We start from the raw sequence: 26,912 nt of genomic DNA, 5'->3' as shown, positions 1-26,912 counted from the left end.
AGATTAATTGGAATTAATATAAAGCAGATTAATATCAATTAGTAAAAAAAGACTTTTTTAGTCAATTTAATAAACTGATTGTTTTTTAAGGTTATATATTTGGAGGAAAATAAATGAACAATATTGATAAGCGAAACCGATTAGATGAGGAGCCCTTTAGTTATCGAGTGACCAAGGATAATACGGTTTTTCTCGATTATTTTGGGAAACAAGTAAAGATTTTAAAAGGCAAGGAAGCTGAGAAATTTCTTAAAAAAATAAATGCCGCTACAGATGAAAGGGAAGTGCAATTAATATTAGCAAAAGTGACTGGAAATTTTAAAAGAGGTAATGAGCGGAAGTGAACAAAGGTCATTAAAAAATGAGCCTGTGCCTTAACGAGGAGGGAATAAGTATATGGATCAAATCAATAATCAAGCCCAATGCCATTTAAACTTACTTAGCGAATTACATACAATATTTACATCAGTTCAAGCAAATTTTTGGTTAAGAGGGGGATGGGCGATTGATTTTCTTTTAGGAAGAGTGACTCGGACTCATTCGGATATTGATTTAGTTACCTGGGTTAATCATCGTATTCCATTAGAAAGTGCACTTGTGGAAGCGGGTTATAAAAAACAACCTGTGAGCGAACTGCAAACTGATTTTTTTAAAAATGATGTGGATGTTAGTATTGTATATTTGACCCGAGCAAGTGATGGGCGGATATTGGCAAACGGAATAACAGATTGGGAATGGAGATCGGACGCACTCCCTACTAAACTCTATACTCTGAATGGAATAGGATCCTATGTGTTGAGTCCGCAACAATTACTAGAAGAAAAGCAAGTTTACGAGAATGGTACAGGTCGGAAACCACGGCAAAAGGATATAGAAAGTATGAGAATTATTCAGAGCATTATCGAAAACTTAAAAACAAGTCAAGCTGAAACGAAAGAACCGGATCAGAAAGTATGATAGCAACAAAACTTCATGTACGCAGGGCTTTCAAATGAAGAACAGGCATAGTCTTTTGTATTGAGTGATGTGATTGGAGGTAATATTTAAATGATAGGGACCATACAAGCAGTCTTCATTGACAGAGATGGAACAATTGGGGGCAGTGATAAAGTTGTTTATCTAGGAGATTTCCAATTATTCCCATATGTTTTAGATTCTATCAAACACTTAAAAGCTGCAGGGGCACTAGTTTTCTCTTTTACAAACCAACCTGGTATTTCAAAAGGTGAGGCAAAAAGAGAGGGATTTGAAAAAGAATTGGCCAGTTTTGGATTTGATCAAGTGTATCTTTGTCCCCATCAACATCATGAAGGGTGCTTCTGCAGAAAACCTTCAATAGGAATGCTAAGCCAAGCTGCGAAAGAATATAATTTAGATTTAAAAAATTGCGTGGTCATCGGTGATCGATGGACAGATTTACTTGCAGCTGAAGAAGCTGGTTGCATCAAGATTTTAGTGAAAACGGGTGCTGGTGGCGAAGCCTTTTATAAGTATGCGAATAAAGAATACTTTGGTCGTTGGAGGGAAGTCAGACCAGATTTTATCGCTAATGACTTGGAGGAAGCAGTTAAATGGTTAAGAGAAACCTTTTAATTAATTAGTCTTAATTTTAATAAGGAATACGCTTACTATGTTATTATTTAAAATGAATATGTCATTTCAAATATATCTTAACAAAATCATTTTTAATATGATTATTCTAAAACATTAGGCAATATCAGAGGTGAAAGATACGCTCATGACTAACGATTTCTATGAAATTAACTCATATGAACAGATGAAATCATTGACCCATCCCTTGAGAAGGAAAATCTTCAATTGTCTAGAGGAGGGTATTCCCAGAACGTCGCAACAGTTATCACTACTGCTGAATGAGCCAAGGAATAAGGTTCATTATCATATGAAGGATCTAGAGAAGACAGGTCTAATCATTTTAGTAGATAAAAAGGTGAAGGGTGGATTTGAGGAAAAGTACTATCTCCCTGTAGCCAATAAAATTGTGTACAACCTTAAAGAAGATATAAGTGAAAATATAGAAGGAACAAGATACGAATTGGATAAACTGATACTTGAGGAGAAGAAGCAGGCGTACTTAGCTGCATTAAAACAACATCAACTTTCTCCACAGCAACATCAAAACCCATTTATTATGGGATTGAAAAAAGACTTATCCGAAACACAACAAAAAGAATTACAAGCGGATTTAGAAACTTTCTTATCTAAGTGGTTCGAAGTAACAAATATAGAAGAGGAACAAACGAATCTTTGGGAAATTACAATCACAGTAAACCCAGTGAAATAAAAAATCTTTCAGACTCCTTTTAAGGAACGATCTGAAGGATTTTTTTATTTTTCAGAATACTATTTACTTTCCTTGCTAATTGCTATAGATTAATAATTAACATTGTCAATTTTTACTGACAAGTAAAAAATTACGAAAAAGGGAGAATACAAGGATGGTACTTTCACAAGAAAACTTGTTATCAAATGACATAAAAAATGAGGTTATGAACACTTTAATACAAAAACTGGAGGAACATTATGTTTTTCCAGAGTTAGCCAAGAGTATGAGATGCAAATTGGAGGATTTCGGGCAAACCCATAATTTTTACGATCTTTGTGATGAACAACTATTTTGCGAGGCTATTACAAAAATAATGTATAACGAAACGAAGGATAAACATTTAAGGTTGGTTTTAAAGAACGATGCAATGGGTGAGGACCCAGAGGAACAAGAAGAGGAAGAGGATGAATATGAAGAGGGCACTTGGAGAAATAATTTCGGATTTTCTAAATTAGAGGTGCTCCCTGGAAACATTGGATACTTAAAATTAAATCTCTTTGATTTAACAAAAACAGGCGGAGGGGCAGCTGTAGCAGCGATGAACTTTCTATCCAATACAAGTGGATTGATTCTAGATTTACGTGAAAATGGGGGAGGGGATCCCGACATGGTGAGTTTTCTGATGAGTTATTTTGTAGAGGAATCGATTCACCATACCACGTTTTATAACAGATCAAATAATAGTACGATTCAGTTTTGGACGACTGATTATGTTCAAGGGAAGAAGTATCTAGATAAACCACTACATATTTTAACGAGTCCACGAACATTCTCGGCGGCGGAATCTTTTGCCTATAATTTTAAAGTATTAAAAAGGGCAACTATTGTTGGGGAAACTACAGGAGGAGGAGCCCAACCTGGACGTTTTCATAAAATTCACTCTCGTTTTGAAGCGTTCATTTCTCACGGTAGGGCAATCAATACCGAAACAGAGGATAACTGGGAAGGTAAAGGAGTTCAACCAGACGTTGAAGTGAACCATAAAGAAGCATTCGATGTCTCATATAAAGAAATGATGAGCCAATTATTAGAAACAGACGGATACCAAGGTGATAAATTCTTACGGAAAGAAGCTCAAAATATATTGTTGAAATTGTAATGGCTACTTATCATAAATGGAAAATGGAGCAGTAGAATTAATTCCCCGCCAAACTCGGTCAATTCCTTTTTAAAAGATAATAAAGGTTTCCATTACCTTTTGTCTAATTAATATAGTTTAGAGTTGAAAATGTTGGGGGTTGTTATATTGACAGGACTGAATGGAATTAAAGCACTAAAATTAGAAATGAACATTGAAGGAAATCTATTTGTAGTCCATGCAACATTGCTATGGGATGAGAATGAGGTAGTCCTTGTTGATACGGGTGTCCCAGGGCAATTGGATCTAATTCGAACACTACTTGAACGGGATTCAATCCCTTTTGATCGATTGACGAAAATCATCATTACCCATCAAGATCGGGATCACATTGGTAGTTTACCTGAATTAGTTGCTGCCTCCGAGGGGGAAATTCTTGTACTATCTCATGAAATCGGAGTACCATACCTTGCTGGGGAAGTCCCTTTAATTAAAAGTGGAGCAATTGCTCCCCATGTCAAGGTTGATATCGCGCTTCAGGATGGGGATGTTCTTCCTTATTGTGGGGGAATTCAAGTTATTTTTACACCGGGTCATACCCCAGACCATATTTCTTTGTATCATGTACCAAGCAAGACATTAATTTCTGGAGATGCACTAACTTCTCAAGAAGGTATACTTATGCCATTTGATCCCAAATTCACGTCTGACACAGTTACCGCATTAAACTCTTTAAGGAAGCTGTTAGATTTCGAAATAGATACAGTAATTACCTACCATGGGGGAGTTTGTACAGGACAGATTAAAGAGCGTCTTATCGAAATCATAGAAAATACTAATTTGTGAGTTAATGCTATTGGAGTAAGAAAGAATAATAGAAAAACCAGTCGAGCTTGACTGGTTTTTCTATTTGGAATCTACTGATCCAAACTCATTTTTAACTCCCGCAAATCCTTTTTTAGTATTCTCTTAATATTTGATAAAAACAAACAAATGTTCTATTATTTAATTAATAATGCTCGCCTATAAAAATTGGAGGTACGATATGAAAAATACTGCTCTATTAATCATTGATGTTCAAAACGGTATGTTTTTTGAAGAAGATCCTGTATTCAATTCGGAGAAATTGATCCTCAATTTAAAACAACTTATAGAAACCGCAAGAAGTAGTAATACCCCTATATTTTACATACAACATAATGAACCTAGTGGATTAGAACATGGAACAAAAGCGTGGGAAATACATCATGAAGTAAATCCCACTTCAACCGATATTATTATTCAGAAGACAACGCCAGATTCATTTTTTAATACCAATTTAGATGAGGAGCTAAAGAAACAGAACATAAACCATCTTGTACTGACTGGCATACAAAGCGAAATATGTGTAGATACGACATGTAGAAAAGCATTTAGTTTAGGCTATGATGTTACTTTAGTAACAGACGCTCATAGCACGTGGAAATCCTCGGAGTTATCTGCACAACAGATCATAAACCATCACAATCAGGTTTTAAAATGGTTTGCGGATACGAAGGAAACAAAGGATATTATGTTTTAAAAGGGAGACAGTATTTGATGACTGTCTTTCTTTTATATTTAATTTTATAATCAAGCAAACAGGACGAGTCGCAGTAAAAATATTTAAATCCACCTTAGCTCCATTGCCCGTTGCTCTGCAATATTTAATAATTGTAAACGTTCTTCTCTCCCCTCGACTTTAGTCACTATTTGCCTAGCGGTTTCAAAATTAAAAATAATATACCCCGTTTTCTCAAAATCGAAAGAATAAGAGATGAACTCTTTAACCATTACTAAAACCCATATAGTATAGGTATCTGTTGATGGCCAATACCATGAAGCAAAGGGTATCCTGTTTGTATCTAGGATCATTCCAACTTCCTCCATAGCCTCACGGTCAAGAGCTTCCTCGATCGTTTCATTTCCTTCGATTCTTCCACCAATCGTTGTTATCACCTGTTCTTCTTTGTCCCACGCCATAACGACCATTCCATTTTCAGTTATAGGGATGCAATGTACCCCAGCGATACTTTTATCGGTGGGGAGATGATTAATTTTTTTAAACAAGAGTAATTCCCCCATTTGTTACAAGGTCTTTAACATCTAAAAATTCCATAAAATGAAGAGTAATTCGATTAATAAAATTAATTCGACTAAATACCTAAAATACCTGTTTCTCGCTACACTAACCAGCACCCAATGCAAAGAATTTTATTAAGAAGGGGTTTGGTGAAACTGCAATAAGTAAAAAAGTGAGTTCCGTGATAAACTAATTCAAGTACACTTGTAAATACCATTATATGGAGTGTGACAGCATGATTAAATGTATTGCAACAGATATGGACGGAACACTGGTATCAGGTGCTCATATTATCAGCCAGGAAAATAAAGAAGCGATTTTAGCAGCGCAGTCGAAGGGAATTGAAGTAGTTGTTGCGACGGGACGGTCTTACGAGGAAGCAAGCTTTATTTTGAAGGATGCTGAACTAGAATGTCCAATGATCCTTGTGAACGGAGCGGAAATTCGAACAAAAGAAGGGAAATTAATTGGCGAAAATCCGATTGAAAAACGAGAAGCAATCGAAATAGCAAAAGGTCTACATGAATTAGATCTTTATTTTGAGGTATATACAAGCAAAGGGACGTATACGAATAATCGCGAAAAAGGACTTTCTCTCATTGTTGATATCTTTTTAAGTATTAATCCTAGTGCCGATAGGGACTTTATTATGAAAGCCTCGATGGAGAGATTTGAAGAGGGTCATGTCCATGTCGTGGAAGATTACGATGTTCTTTTTCAAAATGAGGAGCATAAAATTCTTAAGTTACTCGTTTTTTCATTTGAAGAGGAAAAATTAGCTGCTGGTGGCAAGGTACTTGAAGCATTCCAAAATATCGCCATCAGCTCATCTGCAAGGGGAAATTTAGAAGTGACAAGTATCCAAGCTCAAAAGGGTGTAGCGCTCTCTCAGTTTGTAAAGGAGAGAGGGATTTCGTTAGAGGAAACGATGGCGATTGGTGATAATTATAATGATGTGTCCATGTTCCAAAGAGTGGGTCGTGCGGTCGCGATGGGAAATGCAGTCGATGAAATTAAAGCTCTTTGTCATTTTGTTACCGCAAGCAATGAGGAAAGTGGCGTAGGTAAAGCAATAATGGAAGCAATGGAATGAAAGAAGATCCTTGGCATCTGCCAAGGATCTTCTTTACTCGTATTCAATGACATCTACTACTGGGACATTTGAACTACTTTCGTCGCTGAAGGTGATTGTCTCCTCGCCGTTGTATGTACCAATAATCGTGTAAGAACGACCGTTTTCAAACTCGAATTGGCCCCGTAATAATAGGTATTCCGTATCGTATTCATTTGTTAAGCTATTATATTCCTGCGAAAGGACGACCCATGCCCAACCAGGCTCGGCAGATTCGATATAAGCATTAAAACGAACCTTTTCTCCTGTATAGCTTTGAATGTCAGCAACATTAATATCCACGTAATCGACTTGTACACTACTAAAAGCGTATACTCCATCATAGGTAGGCTCGAAATATGCAAGCTCTCCTTCACCTTCCCCAACTGGATTATCGATAAGCAATAAGTGATCAGATTCCATAGTTAGTCCATCGGCCTCTATATCGAGAATTTTTATCAGTGATGAATCGGAAACCTCATATGCCTGATAATAATGCTTTCTAGACTGGGAGTCACTTTCAAAATATATGACGGGATTGCCGTTATTGCTTAACTCGTTATAGAACTGAATATGTTTTACGGATGTTGTATCTCCAATTGTCGTAGAAGTAACAAGCATTTCCTCGCCTCGATTTTGCTTACCAAAGTACATTATTCCGTCTGCTGAAATGGCAGCAATAAAACTATCTGCACCCCAATTATTCCGTCCACTTACATGATTCTGAAAATTAGTTCCAGGGCTCTGGCGTTGTAAAACACGGAGCGGTTCATGTAAATCCCATTCTTGTTCCACACTTGCGACAAGCTCTGATGTATCTTCTAAAGGATCGATAGCCTCGTACAAATGTATGGCCTCTTCGAATTGGCTTTCGGAGACCATTCTTGAAGCTTTGTTGTATAATTTATCCACACTTCTGTCGATATAGGAAAATACTTCTGCTTCCTTCAAATAAGATTCAAGAGTTTTAACCGCAACTGCCTGCTTAATAAATAATTCATATTGCTCTGAAGTAAACGTTTTCTGAATTTCACTAAATAAGTATGGCTTGAGTATTTTTTGTAGCCAATCTGTATTTATGGAAAACTTCTTTAAAAATTGAAATTGCCTTTTACCTTCTTTCGTTGTTGCGACGAACGATTTTCCGTTCATCATCTCGTCCAAATTCTTTTGAAAATAGGTAATAAAAGCATGATGAATCTCCGCTGTTTTTTGTTTTTCTCCACCATAATATTCTGCAGGAATTAAAGAGAGATCGCCAAAAATGGTTTCCTGTTGATTGGTTTGATTCTTTGATTCCTGTAAGGAAGCATGTAAATGGCTGTTAAAGCTTTTAAAATACTTCTGTAAGTCTTTTTCTATCTTTGTTTTAGTCGCCATCTCATGAAACATATCCTGATGGATATTTGTAGCTCTTTGCCATTCCTGTTTTCGGCTCTGATATTCATTATATATTTCTACTAAGCTAGGAAGATTGCTTTCTTTGTTAGCCTCCTTCGCTTCCATATCTAAATGAAGCATCGACTCTCTTATAGGAGAAAGAACACTTAGTCTTTGATCGATTTCTTTATTGTGGTCAATAACAAAAGGGTTCATTCTTGCCTTGCGATAGCGTTCTTCAGCAGAAATCAATTCACCTGAGTTAAAAAGCCGAACAGCTTCTTTATAGATGGAAATCTTTTGATGGGCAAAGGTTATTTTTAATCCAACGCCAATGAGGCAGATTGTTAGAATCAAGATTAAGATGTTTCTGGATAGGCTTATTTTTTTATAAGCAGTGAGTTTCAGCATAAATATGAATCCTTTCTAGAAAAAACGATGGAAGTCTGGGTCAAAATCATATTTCCTTTTTACTAAATCTCGTGTTTTTTGGTAAAGGCTCTCCCAACCCTCCGTCGGATTTGAAGTAAGAATACGACAAAGCTTGATTAGGCGATCTTTAGGGAAATATTCAATGTATTCTTCGATGAAACTCGAAAATTCGAGAATGTACAACTTCATCCGTGTAGCATTCCCAGCCATGGAGATTAATGCTTCATTTCCAAAATCCGCAGAAATCTGATTTCGATGAAGGACAAAGTAGGAGATGACCTTCTTTGTGACGAGCGAACGATTCACCTTCATGACGTCTAATGTATATTTGACAAAATCTTTATCATAGCTAGTAGGGACAAGGGTATCTAGCTCAAGCTCCATATCCTTTCTCAGAACCAAGTCATTTAACACCATAATTCTTCGTATTTTCATTTCATTATTGATGATAAAATCACCAATTTCTCGTAATTTTTCATAAGCATGAACAGCTCGGGCTTCCTTTATATCCTTCTTTGCTAGCTCACTATCCTCATAGATGCCTTGTTTCATTTTTAAAATATCCAAATGAATCAGCTTTTTAAGCTGGAAGTAGTACTCGCTTTTAATGAAAATTGTATTCATCACAACATAGCCAATACAAAATAGAATACCGGCAAATAAGGAGAAATATAAGGTTTTCAACGTTGGAGCAAAGATAATCCCAAGGCAAACAAAGATCAATAGGGAGATGGCGTCGGTCAATACTTTGTTTTTAAACATTGACTTTGCAATGGATTCAATCGGTAAAAAGCTTGACCCGCACGTAGGGCAGCAATCGTCCTTTAAAACAGAGTAGCGATTACACTTTTTACACATTTTTATCTTTTGGAACCGGTATTTAGTTCTCTTTTTCTTCGATAGCTGAACAGCTTGTTTACTCAAGGTGATCACCTTCATTTAAGATATCTAGTAAATATTCATCGATCTCTTCAAAACTAGCCATCTTTCTTTTATTATTGAATAATTTAATTGCATTCCAGATTAAGATAATAACAAGAATAGTTGTAAAAATAATCCCGTACATATTTTTTTCTCCCTTTTATGATCTCTTTAGCTAGAATTTCATTTTGTTCCCATTTTCTACTATAATAGACATATATCATTATAGGAAGAAATAGGTACCGATACCATACAATAAAAAAATGTTAATCAGACTTTGGAGGATGGCAAAAGATGTTTAAGAAAATAGTTAGTGGCTTATTTGCCTTATTTTTAATATATGGCTCCTTTACATATGCTTTGGCGGAAACTTCTAAACAAGGAAACTCAGCATCTAGAATTGAAGGGGTACTAGTGGTCGATGTAAGTAATTCGATGAAGGATAGCGACAAAAATAAAGTAAGTAATGAAGCGATGAAGATGTTTATTGATATGGCCTCTTTACAAGGCGACAAAATTGGAGTGGTTGCTTATACCGATGAGGTCATACGTGAAAAAGCGCTTGTGAAAATGCGTACCACACAAGATAAGAAGGATTTAAAGGACTTTGTTGATTCATTAGGACGTTATCCTTATACCGATATATCTGTTGGTGTAAAAGAAGCCGTCAGAATTTTGGACGCTGGTCATGAAGAAGATTACTTTCCACTCATTGTCCTACTCGCAGATGGGAATAATGATTTGAAAAAAAGAACGGCGAAGGAGTCGAACACAGATCTTAAGGAAGCTATAAGCTCTGCAAAAGCGAATGGCTACCCGATTTATACGATCGGACTAAATGCGGACGGAAAACTAAATAAAGAAATATTGAAAAATATTGCCGCTGACACGAATGGTAAATTTTTCGAAACGAGTACAGCGGATCGTCTTCCGGAAATCTTAAGCTCCATTTTCGCTGACCATTTGAAATTAAAAGTGATCCCGATCGATTCTTTAGTCGCAAATGGGAACTATCAGGATATAAAAATTGATATTCCAAATGAAAATGTGTTGGAAGCTAATATTTCGATGATTTCGAGTAAACCAGTGGATGTAAAGCTTATTGATCCTACAGGGAAGGAACAAACCATCCCATCAGATAAAATTATGTACTCAAAATCTAAATCTTACTCCATGTTAAAACTGATCAATCCCATTCAAGGGGAATGGACTTTGAAGGTAAAGGGAGTAAAAGAGGACAAAATTGATATTAATCTAGTTTTTAACTATGATCTTCAGTTAAAACTGGCAAGTCTACCGAATACAGGCTACAAATCAGGTGACACAGTCAAGATTGAAGCTTTTTTCGATGATAATGGTCATCGGGTGAACAGTAAAGAGCTATATCAATCAATTGGTTCGACTTTATTAGTGAAGGACATAGATAAAGGAAGTAGCGAGGAAATTAAACTAACTCCTGGAGACAATGGGTTTACTGGCCAATTCACACTCGGAAAGTCCCAGACCTACGAAATTCAAGCGAAGGCAGAGGATAATAGCTTTTATCGTGAAACTGAAAAGGTTCAAATAAAATTACAGACTGTCATCTCTAAAGTGAACAAAACAAAATCAGATCCTGAAAAAGCATTTCCATGGACTATTGTTGTTCTGAGTGTACTAGGTCTACTTCTACTCGCTGGGATGATCCTGTTCGTCCTATCCAAAGTGAAACAGGCGAATCGTGGCTTTAGTGGTCAAATGGTCATTGAGATCAAGGATGAGGATACAGGTGAACGCTCCAATCCACAATATAAAAAGCTCAATTCATTTAAAGGTAAGGTGAGGGTTCATCAACTGCTTTCACTTGCCCCAGAATTTAGCGAGACCAATCAGCTTATCATCAAACCAGGCCGCGGGGATGCGTTAATTCTATTGAATGAATCAAATTGTACGATTGAAAAAAGCGGTCGAGCGATGGATGCAAGCAAAGGACTTGAAGTAAAACGAAATGATCGGTTACGAATTGTTCTTAAACAAGTGAATAAATCTATATATATCGAATATATCAGCTAGGGAGGAAATTTAGATTATGAAAGCAACGGTGAAAGAGCATATTCAACAGTTAGACGTTTCCTTAGGTGGAGGAATTATTTCAGAGAAAATTCGCGTGGATACGATTGATAATCCGATGCTCGTCATCGGGCTAGGAGGAACAGGGATTGATGCACTCTTACGTCTAAAGCACCAAATCAATCGTCGCTTCAAGCTGCCACAAGATCCGTTAACGAAGAAAAAGCGAGAAAAACCTAAAAATGTCGAGTATTTAGCCTTTGAAACAAATGAGCATGATCGAAACAAACGATATAAAGGGATTGGTTTAGATCCAATAAAAGAATTCGTGCTTCTATCCAATCCTGAGATTGGTGGAATTCTACAAAATCGTAGTATTTTAGAATCCCATTATACAGACTGGTTATCTCCTGAACTATTAATAACAGACGGTATTAATGGTGCTTCCGGGGTTCGACAAGCAGGAAGATTATTATTATTTACGAAAATTAACCAGGTTGTTCAAAATATTGAGAAGAAAATTGAAAGTCTACTAGAAGGAACGAATAAACGTCTGTTTGTGTTTATATTAACTGGACTTTCCGGCGGAACAGGAAGTGGCTGCTTCCTCGATATTTCCTATATTGTTAGAGGGATTATTGAGCGTAAATACGGTTCATCTGGCGTCGACAAAATCAGTATGCTTGGCTACCTTTTTACCCCTGATGTGAATTTATCAAAAAAGGGACTTAGCTCCCATACGGTTGAGTACATACAAAAAAATGGTTATGCAGCATTAAAAGAGCTTGATTATTGGATGAATGTCGACGAGAGAAATGAACGGTTCAAAATGAAGTACGGCAATGCCTTAACGGTGAATTCGCCAATGCCTCCATTTAACTTATGTCACTTAATTTCGGCAACCAATCTTGAGGGGAAACTGCTTGATTCTGCCTATGATTATTGCATGAATGTAACAGCCGAAAATATTACCAACTTTATGGCAAGTGAAGAGAAGCAGTCTGGTGAAGAATTTGCGATTCATGATTATATAAGCAATATCCGTACAAATATTGCGCAAATGCAAAAGCTGTATGCGGCCAACTATCATTACAATATTATTGGGGCTTCGCTTGCAGAGATTCCTCTTGAAGAAATGACGACCTATATTGGTTATAAACTATTTGAGAAAATGAATAGCATGTTTGAAGCTAATCCTGCCCAAAGTGATGTCGAGCAGCTGGCGCAGAAGCTACGAATCGATCCAGATTCGGTTCATCAGCGTTTTAATGAAAGAGTTCCAGAGCCACTGTCTGGCTTTGAAAATAGCGATCGTTTTTCCTATAACAATGTCATTAAGACAGCCGTTGTCAATATTGATGAAGAGCTTGATAAGGAGTTTCTTGCTAAGGCAAAGGATCAATATCGAAAATGCAAAAAGCAGCTTCCAGGAGAAATGGTGCAAGAGTTTCGTGAACAAATGGAACGATTATTCTTACATCCGAAAAAAGGACCGATTTATACATCGAGACTTATTTATTCGAACGGTGGATTCTGCCTATTAAAGACAATACAAGTGTATATTGAAAGCTTGCAAGACCGATTAGAGCGACTGCCAAGAGAAATTCAAAGTGAGCAGGAAACCGCAGCAAGTCGTTTAGAGGATGCGAGAAGTGCCTTCATTTCAAAGGATAAAAAGAAGAATGCCTTTATCGAGGCAAAGCTTGAAGAGTATTATGTACGTGCTGAAAAAGCAAGAATTGAAGAGATGATTGAATTCTATGAGGATTTATTGAACCTATTAAATACGGAGAATTCTAAAATCTATGAAGTATATCGTGAAATATTAGAAACATTAAAAGGAATCTTCGAGAAAAATGCTGATATTCTCGTGAATGGGGAAGAAGTGAAACGCGAGAATGATGTGACGTATTATTGGCATTTAGTCAGCGTTCCAGATGTAGCAAAAGAAGTGGAAAGAATGTTTGATTCCAAAGATGGAGAATTACTTGTCCAACATTGGTCGCAAATGCTTGTCGAAAAATCCGCTAATTGGGTAAAAGAAGCGGAAATCGATGTTGTTGGGACGGTATCAGCCTTCTTAACTGATCAATTTGGCGAAATCATTACGAAGTCCATGGAAGATTTCCTAAGGCTGAAATACGGTGAAGACGAGTCGATTGATCAAATTATTGAGCGAAAAATTGCTGCTCGATTAGACCAAGATGCAGTACCTGTATTCCATCTTGAAAACAGTACGGGTAATCTTCATTTACCACAGTGGGGCTTCGTTTCTGTTCCGATTAAAGCTCCAAATATTTTAAATGGGATTAAAAATTATCAAAGACATGCTCTAAGTCATTCCCATTTTACGATTAAGGAAAGTGAGTTAAAGAACCGGATTTTCTGGTTGAACACGAAAAATGGGGTTCCACTCTATGCTTACTCGCCACTTAAAGTGTACGAAGAGGCTTATGAAAAAACCATTCTTGATCAAGAGGGTGTTGGTCGACATCTTGTTCAAACGGATCGCGAAAACTGGGCGTATTTGCCATCGCCAATTCCAGAAAAATCATGGGGCGATACGTATGAGAATGATCGAATTCGTAAATACAATGATCATGTACGATCCCTATTTGATCGGGCAAAAGAGTTTGGAATTATTGCTGAAAAGGATGCGGACAGTAATACAACGGCGAGATATCAATGTAAGTTTACGAAATCAGTCTCGTTATCTACTATTTTAGCCAATCATAACGTTGATCCGACAGATTTGAAGAAAACAAGTCTTGGGGATTTAAAACGCTGTCTTCAAGTGTTGAAGGAAATGTTTGATGGGAATATGGAATCAGATGGCGTAAGCGACATTTTCGGAAGTACGAGTGAGGAGCTGGCAAAGGACAACTTCATCCGTTCTCCTAAGCTCATTGAGCGCATCAAAGCGGAAGTGCTGAAATACAGTCAAGTAGAAGAAATGATGAAAGAGATCGAACAATACATCGACTCTCAAAAGGATAAGGAAACGCTTCTTAACCAGTTTATTGAAGCATTATATACGAAGACGATTCGCAAGAAGGGTGCTTTGTATGTGTATGATAAAGAACCAGATGAAGATCCGATGGATCCATTTGTCAATATTATGAAAACCTCTAAATTTGTTGATTACGAAGTGTATCGAGTTTTCACTAGTTTAGATCGAAAGCAAATGTCACTTCTAGTAAGAAAAGCGAATAAAAGAAGTGATGAGCTCACGAGTAAGGAAGATGCGTCTGAACTAATTGCTTCATTAGAAGAAATGGCAGCCACGTATCAAAAAGAAAAAGAAACCCTTGATTACGACCGTGATGACTTCGTGAATGGGGAAGAAATGTATGAATTTTATAAAGAAGTCATGGTTAAAGTGAACAGTATTGTTAGAGGGTTAAAGTAAATAGTTTTTGCAAAGCCACAAGGCAGGAATTGCTTTGTGGCATTAAAAAAATATGAACAATTCTGAACTAGTTCATTCTAATCCAGCGCAAGCGTCCTGCCCCGACGTATAGGATGTACTAGTGTCGACAATGCGACAGGACGTCGCGTTCTTGTCGACCTCGAGGTCAAATGTTCGCCACCCAAAAAGTCAAAGAACGACTTTCCGGGTGGCGAAGCATTTGCTTGTCGGGGCTGATCAAGGCGCTTCCGCATCTTGTTTTTGGAGGGTAGCACAAATGAAATCAATCTTGCATCATTTCGCTGAGGAGTTTTCGATTCAGCAGGAAAAGAGAACCTTCGAAGATGACCAGCAGCGAAGTATCCATAACCCTGTCATCTTTCTTTTCCTAGGTGATAAGGTTACAGATTCGTTGCCAACGATGTTAAAAATAAATGAAGAAAAATGGAACAATAGTTTAGGTGTGCAATATGTACATGTGTTCCAGGAAAAGTCTTATTCCCATCCTAATGTTCTTAGCTTTCAGTTGCCCGTGAAGACAAATGATCGAAAACAGGAGCGAAAGGGTCTGTATGAGGCCTTTTATGAAAGTGAAGAGAAATTAATTGAAATGAATCGTCTTTTTCGTAAACTTTCTTCCAATATCTCAGAGTATGGGAAGCTATATAGCTCCTTGCAAAAAGTGAATCTCTGCGTCGTGACTAGAGTGGATGACCCGACAAATGTTCTAATTCAAGAGTTTACCTTACTGTTAAAGAATATTTTACTAGAATCCTTCAAGGCGATTGAAATAGATTTATACGGTTTATTAAAGGAAAAACATCAAGAAGAAACGTTTGCCTATTCAGCCTCATTAGGGATGAGTTTTCTTAAGGAGCTTGATTTCTATCAAGGCAGTGATTACTCCTTTCAATCTGAAATACAAGTGACAGAAGATGGTTTTAGACTACCTGTTTCGCAAACGAACATGCCGTTGTTTGATCTCGTCTATTTATTAAGTGATAAAAATGAAAATGGTCTAATCACAAATACGGCTGATGAAGGAAATCTTGAAATCATAAGCTCCATGAATCTATTAAAAAATCGAAAAATGCTATCGGATTATAACGATAAAATTGATGGCTATAATAATAGCTTGTTTCAAAAGGCGATTCGCGGGTCTGATGCGAATGCATATGCTACCGCGGGCTTTGCAAAGGTGAAAAGACCGAATAAAAGCATTGCCCTTTACGCGGTGAACCACTTTTACCAAGAGTGGTTAACTTGGATGGAGTCAAAAAGTGATCAGCCACGTGAAAAGTTGTTGGAGTTATTGGGATTAACAGAGACTTCATTACAGAGTCACTTAAATGAGGTCATGCCAGGAAGAGAAAAGCTAGAAGATATGGCGGGGTTAATGAGCTCAGGAATTTCTTATCAAGGAATCAAGAAGCTGTCTGTCAAACAAGCGGAAGAAGCACTTTACGACCGTGGAATGGAGCAATTTTTCTCCGCTAACGTAAATGAACTGGCAGAGGATGCAATTCATAGACTTCCTTTAGCTTCTATTATGAAGGAATGCATAAAAGAACAAATTATCCAGCATGACAACTATGGCTTTATTTGTGCTTATGTATGGACGAAAGATTCGGATGCGAGCTCTTTTAACGCCATTCGTGAAACGCGCCGATTGATCTTGGAATGTAAGAAAAGGTTAGCTGAGACGGAGGCGATGCTTGAACAACAATACCAGCAAACGGTGGAATCAAGCGACTTCCATAAAGTCTTCTTACCTTTTTCAGATAAAAAAAATCTTCGTCATTTTCAGCAGTATTTATTCCAAACGGTATATGGAACGAAATATGAAATGGTTCGTTTGCAAATGAAGCTTGAAATTCTCAAAAAATATGAAGATACCTTAGACGAAGAGCACATGCAGCTTCGAAGTAAGTATGACCGTGTCGAGCAAATCAAAAGCTTGCTGAAACAGGCTGTTTTGGAAGGTATTCAAGAGGAAGATGATTATTTAGCTAAGAATCTATCCGATTATTATCATGAAGTGATTGTGAAGATTATCAATCGATTAAAGGACAAAAGAGGAGAAAACTTCTTTAATAGTTCTCGATACTTTGGAAATATTCTCTCGCTCCTTACATCAAATGGCGAGTTATTATTGGAAAGGCTTCTTCAAGTGTGTAGCCAAGATATTTTAACCGAAGCGGAATTTCATCGTAGCTTTGAGGATGAGTTGCTAGATCGCTCCAATGTTCAAGTTCATTATGGAAATCAAGAGGTACTCTCAAAAGAGGATTTATTCCAAGAGCTTTATCGGCGATTAGCTGAAAATTCCGTTGTCAATATTGAAATTTACAACTTTAAACAAAAGCATAGGTATGAAGAGAAGTATTTCTTTGGAGATATTAGCAGTCAATTTATGCAATTTGCGCTTGATCGTGAAACAGAATCAAATCGAAGTAAAATCGGTAGTGTTCATGAAAAGAAAAGCAGTGGAATAGAGAAACTCTCAATCATGGGAGGCTTTCAGCTAGAGGATTTAATGTATTATCGAAACGGAGAAAAGTATTATCAGCTTTACCTCGAAAATGGCTTTCTACTTCACGGTCAAGAGTTACAGAAAATTAACCAAACATAAGGGGAAATAGGTAGAATGTATATTCGAAAATTTAGTTTCCTTTTTTTTATTTTTAGTATTTTAGCTGGAATTGTGGGCTTTGTTTCAGGTGAGTATTTATATCAACAATACTATGGGATTTTACCTAATGTCGTCTTGGTCGGTCTTTACTTCGGACAGCTTGCCTTATTTGTAGGCTTGTTTTGCCTGCTGGCAGAAGTCCTGTCACCAGTGATTAATGGACGTAGCTGGCGAATGGAGTATGTTGGACTATCCTGGAAGGTGCTCGTTCCCGCGACATTTGGCCTTTTATTTTTAACAGGAATGTTATTTCAGTTCTTGTATTCTCTTAATATCACGACCATTAAACCGCCAAATGATATTGTGTTAGCCTTGGATATTTCCGGAAGTATGGAGAAATCAGATAAGGAACGGAAAAGTTTGGAGGCTGCTAAACAATTGATGATGGATATGGACCAGTCCCATCGTGCAGCAGTCATTACCTTTAACAATGACGCTTCCATTACTCAGCCTATGTTTAAAATTAGTCAGAAAAGTGAGTTGACCAATGCGGTTAACGGGATTGACCAACTGGAACCTAGTGGTGGCACCGACATTGGCAAAGCATTGGATACTGCTATGGAGCATATGAAAGAGAACAAGAAATTGGGTCGTAAGCCTACGGTCATTTTGTTTTCTGATGGGTATAGTGATTTTGATGTAGCATCGACACTCGCTTCTTATAAAAGGGAAAATATAACAGTTAATACAATTGGGATGAGTCGTTTTGATTTAGAAGGAGCTAGCCTTTTACGGAAGATTGCTAGAGAAACAGATGGCTATTTTTATGATATAAAAAATGCTGATGAATTAAAGGCCGTATTTAAAGAAATTTATATTGGAAATCAAGATCGCCTATTAATCAGTGATCGTCAAGGGATGTTTAAAGATAGCTTATATTTGGCCACGTTAAGAGTTCTTTTTATCACGATCATTGGAGCACTCATGGGGCTAGCCCTCGGGATGATCTTTGATAATCGTTATTTGGCAAAGAGTTATGCCATAGGCGGAATCGTCTCTGGATTAATAGCTGGTTTTATTCTGGAACTAGGACTAGAAAATGCCCCTTTTCTTTCCTTTATCCATCGTGGATTAGCCGATGTGGTACTCGCTGTTGTCATCGGATTTGGCTCATTAATGGTACCGGTGAAGGAAAAGTTTAGTGGCTCACAGGCAGCAGCCGAAAGACCATCACGAAAAGGCTTCACGAAGAAAGATCCGTTGAAAAAGGGATTTTAAAGAGTGCTCCTTTTTTAGAGTGAATTAATTTTAACAATCGGAGTTGATTGTAGCGGAGGGCACTTGACTCCTGCGGGAAATAGAGGGAAATGGGAGACCCCGCAGGCGGTACGCCGAGGAGGCTCCCATCCCTCCCCGTGGAAAGCAAGTGCCCGCGTGCTGCAATCAACGGACAAATTTGATAGAGCCATAGAGTAAGAGGAGAGACTCGGATGAAATGGGAACATATGCCTTCTAACGAATATGAGATAAAAGAACTTCAATCTACGTTACGGGACTCTACCATTTGCTTTAACTGGTATTGGCCAAAGGAAGTCGATTTTGTTTATATTTACAAAACATCTGCTGATGATATTCGTTCTCTTGACGAGCTTAATGAAGGTGATTTAAAGCTATATACGAAAGAAGAATATAAGGTAAAAAAAGGCTACGAGGAAAGCTTGGATGGCATTGGAAGATTTGCGATCCGAGTGTATCCATGTATGAAACAAGAAGGAAAGCTGATTCTTTTAAATCAGGAAGATGAGAAAAATCTCCTCCTTTTCTCTACAGGCCGCGCTAAGATTTATTATGATATTGCCTATAAAAAGAAACTATTTCAGTCTCGTAAAAATGTAAAAATGACAATCATGTCAGAAATTCCTGTCCCACATGACGTCCTGTGCTATGTAAAGAAAAACGGTGCCGTGCCAGTGTCGATAGATGATGGGACTTTGTATCCGTTTATTCGTGATTTTACCGCAGGACAAACGGTGCTACCAGAAATTGAATTAGAGAAAAATGAATACATTCGGATTTTCTTCAAAAATGGAAAATCTGCTGCTCATCATTATGAGCTAATCCCAAAATAGGGGGGAACATGATGTTTGGAATATTAAAGAGCTTATTTGAAAAGAAAGAGGCGCCAAAGGAAAGGCTGCCTTTTTATGATATTGTCTGTCCATATTGCTTCTCTAAGTTTCATCATGAGGATGTTGTATTTCGTGCGTCACATGATAAGGAAGATGATGAAGAATTTGCCCTACAAGAAGACATGGCACTCAACCAATACCGCGACAAATTCGGACTGGATGCAATTGATGAATTGGAGGCGGTCATTCACCCATCAACGATTCCAGATGAAAACAAGATTTATTCTGACCGTGTTTTAACGGGTGTTTCGGACAAATATAGCGAGATTACGAAGAATCGCCTATGCCCAGAATGCCATAATGAGCTTCCTGTAACGGCTGGGAAATATCCGAGTAATATTGTGTCCATCGTAGGGGCTACCTCTGTTGGTAAATCGGTGTACATGACATCATTGATTCATACATTGCAGCATACGACGGCAAATAATTTTTCCGCCGCTTGCTTGCCACTCGATCCAACGATTAGTAAACGTTTCCGAGAGAACTATGAGATCCCTCTGTTTGAAAACGGAGAAATGTTAGGCTCTACCAATCGGACAAAACGTCAGGAGCCGTTTATTTTTCAATTTGTCTTCAAAGACGTGACGAAGGCTCCGTTAACCCTTGTGTTTTTTGATGTAGCGGGAGAAGGAATGACCGATAAAGATTATTTAAAGCTTCATGCCGCACATATTAAAAATTCTGCAGGTATTTTATTTTTAGTCGATCCGATGCAAATTCGAGCCATTCGCGCGAGACTTCTTCATCAAATGGGCGATAATCCAGGGGAAATTGTGACCCAGGGTGATGAACCTCGTGAAGTAATCATTTCTTTGTTTGGTGATTTTATCGCTCATCAAGAAAATAATAAAACAAATATCCCGACCGCTGTTGTTCTCACTAAGAGTGATCTGCTACATGCGCTAAAGGATGAGAACGGGGAATATATTCGTCCAAATAGTAATGTATTCCGTAATATTATTCATAAACAATATATGAATTTAAATGAATACGAAAATATTAATGGCGAGATTCGAAGATTTTTGGAGAAGGTAGATATTCCATTTGTGAATGCGTTAGATGTTTATTTTACTGATACGTCTTATTTTGCTGTTTCGGCACTTGGTAGAAATCCAATTGATCGACAGGTAAATGGAATTATTGATCCTACCCGAGTAGATGAACCGTTTATTTGGCTTTTATATCGACTGGGCTATATTGAGGGGAGATATGAAAAGTGAGCGAAAAACGCATTCAACAGCAATTGTATACGAGGGAGCGCGGTGGAATTTTTCACGCGACAGACGGCTATGATACGATCGCTATTTCCAGTGGGTTGGATAAAAATTATGTGAAAAAGTACTTACATCCTATATGTGTGTATAATCCACCTAATTCTCTAAAAGCAAGTGATGATCAGGCTCAATATCCAAAGGCGATGACGGTCATTCAGCCAGAAACGGGTGACGTGATTATTGGGCAATCGGTGTTTGTTCCTTCTGATTTCACGGGGCAACGTAGTACCTTTTTTATGCATAACTATGTTGTTCCTTCGGAGCGAAAAGATGAATGGATAAGAAAGCCAGAGAAAATTTTTCAAATTAATAGCTTTAAAGAATCCTATGATTTAACTGCAGGCCATGAACTAGCTGAACTTAAAGATATTTCCTATGAGTCTGTCGATCGTTTGGCCGGGAACAGTCATCTTCTTCAAAAGCTAGGTATGACCGAGAATGTGTTTAAACAACTGCTCTTTGCTGTGATATCCGCTGTTTCAGGAAAGAAAAAGGTGTTTATTAGTCTAGATGTTGCCCTACATGAGCAATCGGAAGCAACTATTCATTTACTTGAGCTATTGTACCACTATCTTCCTTATGCTGTTCGTAGAAAGCTAGGCTTTACCACCTTTTCCAATGAACCTGAAAGCAAGAAGTATATGCATATCATCTTTGTGGAGCCTGGCAGTCTGCATTCAACTGATCGTTCTTTTGAAAAACAATTCATTTTTGATTTTCCAAATAAGCGGATATCAGGAGTTGACCTGGAAGGGCGCAAGCATGAATATTTAGATTTTGCATGGAAGAATCTGAGGGATGGCCAACGTCTGGATGCCTTTTTTGAATTTGCAGAAAATGCTTTACAAGGATTGGATGAACAGCAAGGTTTAGAAATAGCAAGCTATTATCAGCTTACAGCGATGTTTCATGTATGTCTTGGAGATTTCTTCTCCTTTGAGCAGAACAAAGTTGGAATGCTTCATAGCTTTTTAAAATACTTGCAAACAGGAGCGATTCAAAAGAAGGAGCTCGCTGCAAATTTTCTAAAGCTTATCCAAAAGGAAGAAAGGGCAACTGACCAAGAAACCGCTACGGAGTTTTTCAAATGCCTAATCGAGTTTAATCAAGCCTATCCGAATCATGTCATAACGAATCAATTTATCTCCAAAACGTTAGAGCTTTACCGAGAAAAGTCGGTTTCATTGTTTAGTGAACTATGGAACATCATTGAAAAGGACAAGCCTATTTATAAACAAATATTGGAATATCTTACATCGCAGAACCAAACTAGCTTGGAAGTTTATTTCACTGAAAAGTTTAATCGATTTAATGATAGTGAAAAGGCGATTCACTTTTTCAAAAATATCCTTTCCATTGCACCATTTTTAATAAGAAATCATTTCTTCCTAAAAAAAGCGATCGCAAAGCTTGTTACAAATATTTCTAGTAGCAAAAATTCTATTGAAGCTGCCTGGAATATTCAAAAATCATTACAAGGTTTCCAATTGGCAGGTTATGAGCAGGATTTCCGTCGCTTTCAAGAGGTTTTGGATGAACAAATAGCCAAGGCTGCTTTTCAACAATTAAAATTGGAACAAGTCACGCTTGAAGATATTGAAAAATTTGAGAAAATTGCTAAAGGTAAGCAAGGGCTATCATCAGCCGGGCAAAGCGATTCTCTTATGATTATGAATAAATTATATGAAGTCTTTTATTATAAAAAAATGGAAGACCATCATTACTTTGAATCGATGACTTCTGCAATGCGTATTAAGTTTCAACAGGTACTTCAAAGGATCTTAAAAAATGACGTAACAGTTGAAAATTTTAGCAAGATCATGATTGCTTTTGATAAGGGGAATCAAAACTATGATTTTGTAGAGTTATTTGACTATATTTCTGCCTCTACCGATCAAAAAATGATGGTTACCTTTATCAATTGGACATCGAAAAAATTTCGAGACCAGAGATACATTGCAGGATTAAAGGAGTATTTAATTTCGCACCCTAATTCTATTTGGAAAAGCAAGGAAGCAAAAAAAGAACTTAAAAAAATCCCTTCGCCCATTCTAAAAAGAGTTTTGAAGGATGTCGAATTAGAAACAGCAAATCCTTTCATCAAATTTTTTCGGAAAAATACGATAGGAATTACTTTAGCAGCTGGAATCCTTTTGATAGGAGGGTCTGTTAGTTACTTTATTTTTAGCCAACCGGATGACAAGCCATTGAAAGCGAAGAATGCGGCTATTGTACAAGCGGCACCAACCGTTATAGCAGAGGATCTACAGATTCCGTGGTCGATTCAGAAACTCAATGACACATTTTATTTGAGTGAGCGCCTTGGCTCGATTGTAAAAGTAGAAAATGGGCAGATAACGAGGCAGAAGGTGAATGTGGAAAAAACATTATCAGATGTTTCGGAAGCTGGTTTATTAGGCTTTATACTTGATCCAAATTTTCAAGAAAATCAGCAAGCCTATGCCTATTACACCTATGATAATAACGGAGCCCCTTTTAACCGTGTCGTAATTTTAACTTTACAAGATGAGGTTTGGAGTGAAACGAAGCTATTGTTGGATGGTATTCCAAGTGGACAAGTTCATCATGGCGGTCGTTTAAAAATTGGTCCAGACGATAAGTTGTACATCACAGCAGGGGATGCATCGGATCCTGAAAATGCCCAAAATTTACAGACGCTTGCTGGGAAGATTCTTCGCATGAATCTTGATGGCTCCATTCCAAGTGATAATCCGTTCCCGAACTCCTATATTTATAGCTACGGGCATCGTAATCCTCAAGGGCTAGCGTGGGATGAAGAAGGGACTCTTTATGAAAGTGAGCATGGTCAATCGGCTCACGATGAAATCAACCGCATTCAAGCAGGAATGAATTACGGTTGGCCCATTATTCAAGGAAATGAAAAACAACAAGGCATGGAGACACCGATTTTTCAAACAGGTGATGTGACATGGGCACCATCAGGGATTGCTTACCATGATGGAAAACTATATGTCGCTACATTAAGAGGCGAAGCACTCCGAGAGGTTGATTTAGCTACGAAGAAAAGTCGTGAACTGATTACGGGTTTAGGTAGAATCCGCGATGTGTTAATCGATGGGGAGTATGTTTATTTTATCAGTAATAATACCGATGGCCGCGGGAATCCGGCGCCGAATGATGATAAATTATTTCAGATTCGGTTGAGTGAATTGAAATAAGGCTTTGGGAGAACCCAAGCCTTTTTTTCGTGGAAATTTGATAACGGTTGATAAAAATTTCGGGCGTTAACTAATTATCTCTCTTCGCAGATAACCCATGCATAATAAATTGAATTGTGCGATCGATTTCCTCTTCATCGTTCCAATCGGCTTCAGGAAAGAATAAATAGCGCGAAAGAAGATACCCAATGATGGTGGAAGCTGTAAATCGGATGACATTAAGTGTAGGTATCTCTATAATTTCTCCCTTTCCCTGATAGTGTTTCGCAAGTGCATCAAGGCGTTGGCCAATATTTTTCACTACATGCTTCTTAAATTGCTCGCGCAGCTCTGGTTGGAACGGAATTTCCTGAAGCATAATTTTTAAAATCGGGAAGTTCTTTTGAAGAAAATCCCGCCGATTAATGATCATTGCCTTCAGGAAATCTTCATACCGTTCAAAGGGCGTGTCTAGTACTTTATTAAGGTCTCTCATCACAAAAGGGGCAATCAACTTTGACATAATGGGAGTCACAATCGAAATTAATAAGTCCTTTTTTGTTTTGTAGTGGCGAAAAATCGTTCCCTCCGCGACGCCGGCTTTTTTCGCTATTTCACTTGTCGACGTGCTGGCATAGCCTTTTTCGGAAAAAGATTCAATCGCAGCGATAATAATTTTTTTTTGTTTTTCAGTTAATGATTCATCTTCCCCTAAAAGATTCTCCATCATATTTTCAGAATCAGACATGAGTAGCTCCTTTTCTTATATTTTACGGTGCTTCTTCAATGCAATTACGTTTAAAATCATAAATAATAAGGAAAGCCCAAAAAGGATCAATAAATCAAGGTAAATTTCATTCCATCCATACCCGCGAACCATCACATCACGTATGGCGTCTGCCGCATAATATAGAGGTGTTAATGGGCCAATCCAGCTTAGCCAATCGGACATCGTTTCTAAATTAAACAATCCAGAAAAGAAAATTTGTGGCACAATGACTAATGGTATAAATTGTATCATTTGCATTTCATTGTTGGCAAAGGCTGATAGGAAAATCCCCAATGTTAAAGCTGAAAAAGAAAGAAGTAAGATCGTTAATAGCACGAGTCCGAACGAACCGACCATGTACATATCTAAAATATAAATCCCATACCAAGTAATAATTCCTGCTTGAATCGTTGTAAAAATACCAAAGCCGATGGTGTAGCCGGTTACAATCTCCCATCTGCGCAATGGGCTAGATAGCAGTCGTTCCAGCGTTCCACTAGTTCGTTCCCTTAAGAAGGATACACCAGCAATTAAGAAAACGAAGAAGAAGGCGAAATATCCTAATAAAACAGGACCGAAATAATCGAATTGCCCCATGTCGACAGATCCATGTAAATAATCAATAGCTAACGGATTAGAGACCTGTTCCTTCATTAATGGTTTTAGGGCATCTTGAATCCACATCAATACTGCCCGATTCACGGTTGGATCGCTACCTTCAAGTGTGACTGAAGGTTTCCCATCTTTAAAAAGGATATATCCATCAAGCGACTTCTCCTTCAAATCGTCGGTTGCTTGTTTACTAGATTCATAATTTATAACTTGTGCATTCTCTAAGTTTAATTGAATTTCAACTACCTCAGGGACATCTACTAGCCCAACCTTTGGAACATAATCAGGTCCATTAAAAACGAGATTTAGCATCGTTAAAATGAGGATAGGGGCGACAATCATTAAAGCCATCGTCCGTTTATCACGAAAAAATTGACGCAAAATTCGAATCACTAAAGCTTGAACTCTCATCCTCTTGCACCTCCATAAATGAGGAATGCTTCTTCGATACTTGAAGCTTTTGTTTGCTCCTTTAATTCTTCCGGTGTACCGACGGCAATTAACCGACCATTGCGAATCATTCCTAAACGATCACATTTTTCTGCTTCATCCATCACATGTGTGGTGACAATAAGTGTCTTTCCAGACTTCTTTAAATCGTAAAAACTATCCCAAATATTTTGCCGTAGGACAGGATCGATACCCACAGTCGGTTCATCAAGGATGACGAGGTCTGGTTCGTGCAGTAAGGCTGCCGCAATTGAAAGTCTGCGTTTCATTCCACCCGAATATTGTGAGACGAGTTTATGGAGATGTTCATTTAATTCCACTATCTCCATCGCTTCTTCTATTCGTTTCTGTCTTTCTTTTCCTTTAAGGCCATAAAGAGTCGCGAAAAATTCAAGATTTTCCTTTGCGGATAATTCCGTGTAAAGCGCATCTGATTGCGACATATATCCAACCTTTTGGACAAGCTGCAACGAAGGCATTCTTTTTCCAAAAAGTTCAATCTGGCCTTCCGACGGGAAGTCGAGTCCGATTAGTTGTTTAACTAAAGTTGTTTTCCCAGCACCAGAAGGGCCGAGCAATCCAAAAATTTCGCCTTTTTTAATTTCTAAGTTTATTTCTTGCAGAACTGTCTGTTTTCCAAAAACTTTTGATACATTTTGAATTGAAACGATAGATTCCATCTTTCCACCTCATTTTAGGTAGTGAGTGATTACTCACTTTTATAATAAGGCTGGTTACTATATTTGTAAATAGATAAGTTTTCGACATTATTTTGCTGAAGATAATAAAGAAAGAGAGGAGGCGACGCTTGAAAAAAGTCTGTCATCCATAAAGAGAGTCAACGAATTTATTTGATGCCCAAAAAGGGTCGCCTTCATGGAAAAAGGTGACCAAGGAGAGGGATTTGTGCCCGAAAAAAGGGGATACCGCGCGGAAAAAGATAATCAAAGAGTGGGAACGGTGCCCAAAAAGGGTCGATCAC

The 26,912-nt window shown here is 37.8% G+C and carries 22 protein-coding genes and 1 pseudogene; 16 read left to right on the top strand and 7 right to left on the bottom strand.

Translation table 11 applies throughout. From position 1 onward, the window contains the following. Positions 1-113: 113 nt before the first annotated feature. From ACFSO7_RS23305 to ACFSO7_RS23275, 7 genes are all read left to right on the top strand, one after another. Positions 114-344 (top strand): hypothetical protein, encoded by a 231-nt coding sequence (locus ACFSO7_RS23305; RefSeq protein WP_377879857.1) that lies wholly within the window; start codon positions 114-116, stop codon positions 342-344. Positions 345-396: 52 nt separating this feature from the next. Then, positions 397-957, top strand: a complete 561-nt coding sequence (locus tag ACFSO7_RS23300) for a nucleotidyltransferase domain-containing protein (RefSeq protein ID WP_377879856.1) — start codon at positions 397-399, stop codon at positions 955-957. A 90-nt stretch (positions 958-1,047) separates the two neighbouring features. Next, a complete protein-coding gene (locus tag ACFSO7_RS23295) occupies positions 1,048-1,593 on the top strand; it encodes an HAD-IIIA family hydrolase (RefSeq protein WP_377879855.1) in 546 nt (181 codons plus the stop codon). A 145-nt stretch (positions 1,594-1,738) separates the two neighbouring features. Beyond that, on the top strand, positions 1,739-2,302 hold the full coding sequence (locus ACFSO7_RS23290) for an ArsR/SmtB family transcription factor (protein ID WP_377879854.1): 564 nt from the start codon (positions 1,739-1,741) through the stop codon (positions 2,300-2,302). 154 nt (positions 2,303-2,456) lie between these two features. Then, the gene (locus ACFSO7_RS23285; RefSeq protein WP_377879853.1) at positions 2,457-3,443 is read left to right on the top strand and encodes a S41 family peptidase; all 987 of its coding nucleotides are present in this window, start codon (positions 2,457-2,459) and stop codon (positions 3,441-3,443) included. A 147-nt stretch (positions 3,444-3,590) separates the two neighbouring features. Next, positions 3,591-4,268: an MBL fold metallo-hydrolase gene (locus ACFSO7_RS23280; protein ID WP_377879852.1), complete on the top strand. Its 678-nt coding sequence runs from the start codon at positions 3,591-3,593 to the stop codon at positions 4,266-4,268. 199 nt (positions 4,269-4,467) lie between these two features. Further along, positions 4,468-4,983 (top strand): cysteine hydrolase family protein, encoded by a 516-nt coding sequence (locus ACFSO7_RS23275; protein WP_377879851.1) that lies wholly within the window; start codon positions 4,468-4,470, stop codon positions 4,981-4,983. An 83-nt stretch (positions 4,984-5,066) separates the two neighbouring features. On the opposite strand, the gene ACFSO7_RS23270 is transcribed toward ACFSO7_RS23275, so the two are convergent. Beyond that, positions 5,067-5,510 carry an NUDIX hydrolase gene (locus ACFSO7_RS23270; RefSeq protein ID WP_377879850.1) on the bottom strand — a complete coding sequence of 148 codons (444 nt, stop codon included), beginning with the start codon at positions 5,508-5,510 and terminating at the stop codon, positions 5,067-5,069. 248 nt (positions 5,511-5,758) lie between these two features. Between ACFSO7_RS23270 and ACFSO7_RS23265 the strand changes: the two genes are divergently transcribed. Further along, positions 5,759-6,616, top strand: coding sequence for an HAD family hydrolase (locus ACFSO7_RS23265; RefSeq protein WP_377879849.1), 858 nt, complete (start codon positions 5,759-5,761; stop codon positions 6,614-6,616). 33 nt (positions 6,617-6,649) lie between these two features. Here the strand turns inward: ACFSO7_RS23265 and ACFSO7_RS23260 are convergent, their stop codons facing one another. Genes ACFSO7_RS23260 through ACFSO7_RS23250 form a run of 3 tightly spaced genes read right to left on the bottom strand, consistent with a single transcriptional unit; the run spans position 6,650 to position 9,512 of the window. Continuing rightward, entirely contained in the window at positions 6,650-8,425 is a 1,776-nt protein-coding gene (locus ACFSO7_RS23260) for a hypothetical protein (protein WP_377879848.1), read from the bottom strand. A gap of 15 nt (positions 8,426-8,440) precedes the next feature. Then, a complete protein-coding gene (locus ACFSO7_RS23255) occupies positions 8,441-9,370 on the bottom strand; it encodes a hypothetical protein (protein WP_377879847.1) in 930 nt (309 codons plus the stop codon). After that, positions 9,363-9,512, bottom strand: a complete 150-nt coding sequence (locus ACFSO7_RS23250; RefSeq protein ID WP_377879846.1) for a hypothetical protein — start codon at positions 9,510-9,512, stop codon at positions 9,363-9,365. Before ACFSO7_RS23250 ends, ACFSO7_RS23255 begins: the two co-directional genes overlap by 8 nt. Before the next feature lie 149 nt (positions 9,513-9,661). On the opposite strand from ACFSO7_RS23250, the gene ACFSO7_RS23245 reads away from it, so the two are divergent. The 8 genes and pseudogenes from ACFSO7_RS23245 to ACFSO7_RS23210 all read left to right on the top strand — a co-directional run bounded on the left by ACFSO7_RS23245 (position 9,662) and on the right by ACFSO7_RS23210 (position 24,120). After that, positions 9,662-11,419: a vWA domain-containing protein gene (locus tag ACFSO7_RS23245; RefSeq protein WP_377879845.1), complete on the top strand. Its 1,758-nt coding sequence runs from the start codon at positions 9,662-9,664 to the stop codon at positions 11,417-11,419. 16 nt (positions 11,420-11,435) lie between these two features. Next, positions 11,436-14,825: a tubulin-like doman-containing protein gene (locus tag ACFSO7_RS23240; RefSeq protein ID WP_377879844.1), complete on the top strand. Its 3,390-nt coding sequence runs from the start codon at positions 11,436-11,438 to the stop codon at positions 14,823-14,825. A gap of 277 nt (positions 14,826-15,102) precedes the next feature. Continuing rightward, positions 15,103-17,457: a transcription initiation factor TFIID gene (locus tag ACFSO7_RS23235; RefSeq protein WP_377879843.1), complete on the top strand. Its 2,355-nt coding sequence runs from the start codon at positions 15,103-15,105 to the stop codon at positions 17,455-17,457. 15 nt (positions 17,458-17,472) lie between these two features. After that, entirely contained in the window at positions 17,473-18,735 is a 1,263-nt protein-coding gene (locus ACFSO7_RS23230) for a vWA domain-containing protein (RefSeq protein ID WP_377879842.1), read from the top strand. A 212-nt stretch (positions 18,736-18,947) separates the two neighbouring features. Then, a complete protein-coding gene (locus ACFSO7_RS23225; RefSeq protein ID WP_377879841.1) occupies positions 18,948-19,586 on the top strand; it encodes a beta-mannanase in 639 nt (212 codons plus the stop codon). A gap of 11 nt (positions 19,587-19,597) precedes the next feature. Beyond that, positions 19,598-20,866: a TRAFAC clade GTPase domain-containing protein gene (locus ACFSO7_RS23220; RefSeq protein WP_377879840.1), complete on the top strand. Its 1,269-nt coding sequence runs from the start codon at positions 19,598-19,600 to the stop codon at positions 20,864-20,866. Next, a pseudogene (locus tag ACFSO7_RS23215) lies at positions 20,863-21,630 on the top strand (GAP1-N2 domain-containing protein); the annotation flags it as partial. The gene ACFSO7_RS23220 and the pseudogene ACFSO7_RS23215, both read left to right, overlap by 4 nt. 1,443 nt (positions 21,631-23,073) lie before the next feature. Further along, complete coding sequence (locus tag ACFSO7_RS23210; RefSeq protein ID WP_377879992.1) at positions 23,074-24,120, top strand: PQQ-dependent sugar dehydrogenase; 1,047 nt, start codon at positions 23,074-23,076, stop codon at positions 24,118-24,120. A gap of 70 nt (positions 24,121-24,190) precedes the next feature. On the opposite strand, the gene ACFSO7_RS23205 is transcribed toward ACFSO7_RS23210, so the two are convergent. Genes ACFSO7_RS23205 through ACFSO7_RS23195 form a run of 3 tightly spaced genes read right to left on the bottom strand, consistent with a single transcriptional unit; the run spans position 24,191 to position 26,610 of the window. After that, positions 24,191-24,847: a TetR/AcrR family transcriptional regulator gene (locus ACFSO7_RS23205; protein WP_377879839.1), complete on the bottom strand. Its 657-nt coding sequence runs from the start codon at positions 24,845-24,847 to the stop codon at positions 24,191-24,193. A 15-nt stretch (positions 24,848-24,862) separates the two neighbouring features. Continuing rightward, positions 24,863-25,891 (bottom strand): ABC transporter permease, encoded by a 1,029-nt coding sequence (locus ACFSO7_RS23200; RefSeq protein ID WP_377879838.1) that lies wholly within the window; start codon positions 25,889-25,891, stop codon positions 24,863-24,865. After that, the gene (locus tag ACFSO7_RS23195) at positions 25,888-26,610 is read right to left on the bottom strand and encodes an ABC transporter ATP-binding protein (protein WP_377879837.1); all 723 of its coding nucleotides are present in this window, start codon (positions 26,608-26,610) and stop codon (positions 25,888-25,890) included. The genes ACFSO7_RS23200 and ACFSO7_RS23195 overlap by 4 nt, the downstream gene beginning before the upstream one ends. Positions 26,611-26,912 lie beyond the last annotated feature (302 nt).

This window comes from Bacillus sp. CGMCC 1.16607 (assembly GCF_042683745.1).
In the GTDB taxonomy this organism is placed as follows: Bacteria; Bacillota; Bacilli; order Bacillales; family Cytobacillaceae; genus Pseudoneobacillus.
Note: the sequence above shows the minus strand (reverse complement) of the source record. Positions and strands in the feature narration are given on the sequence as shown.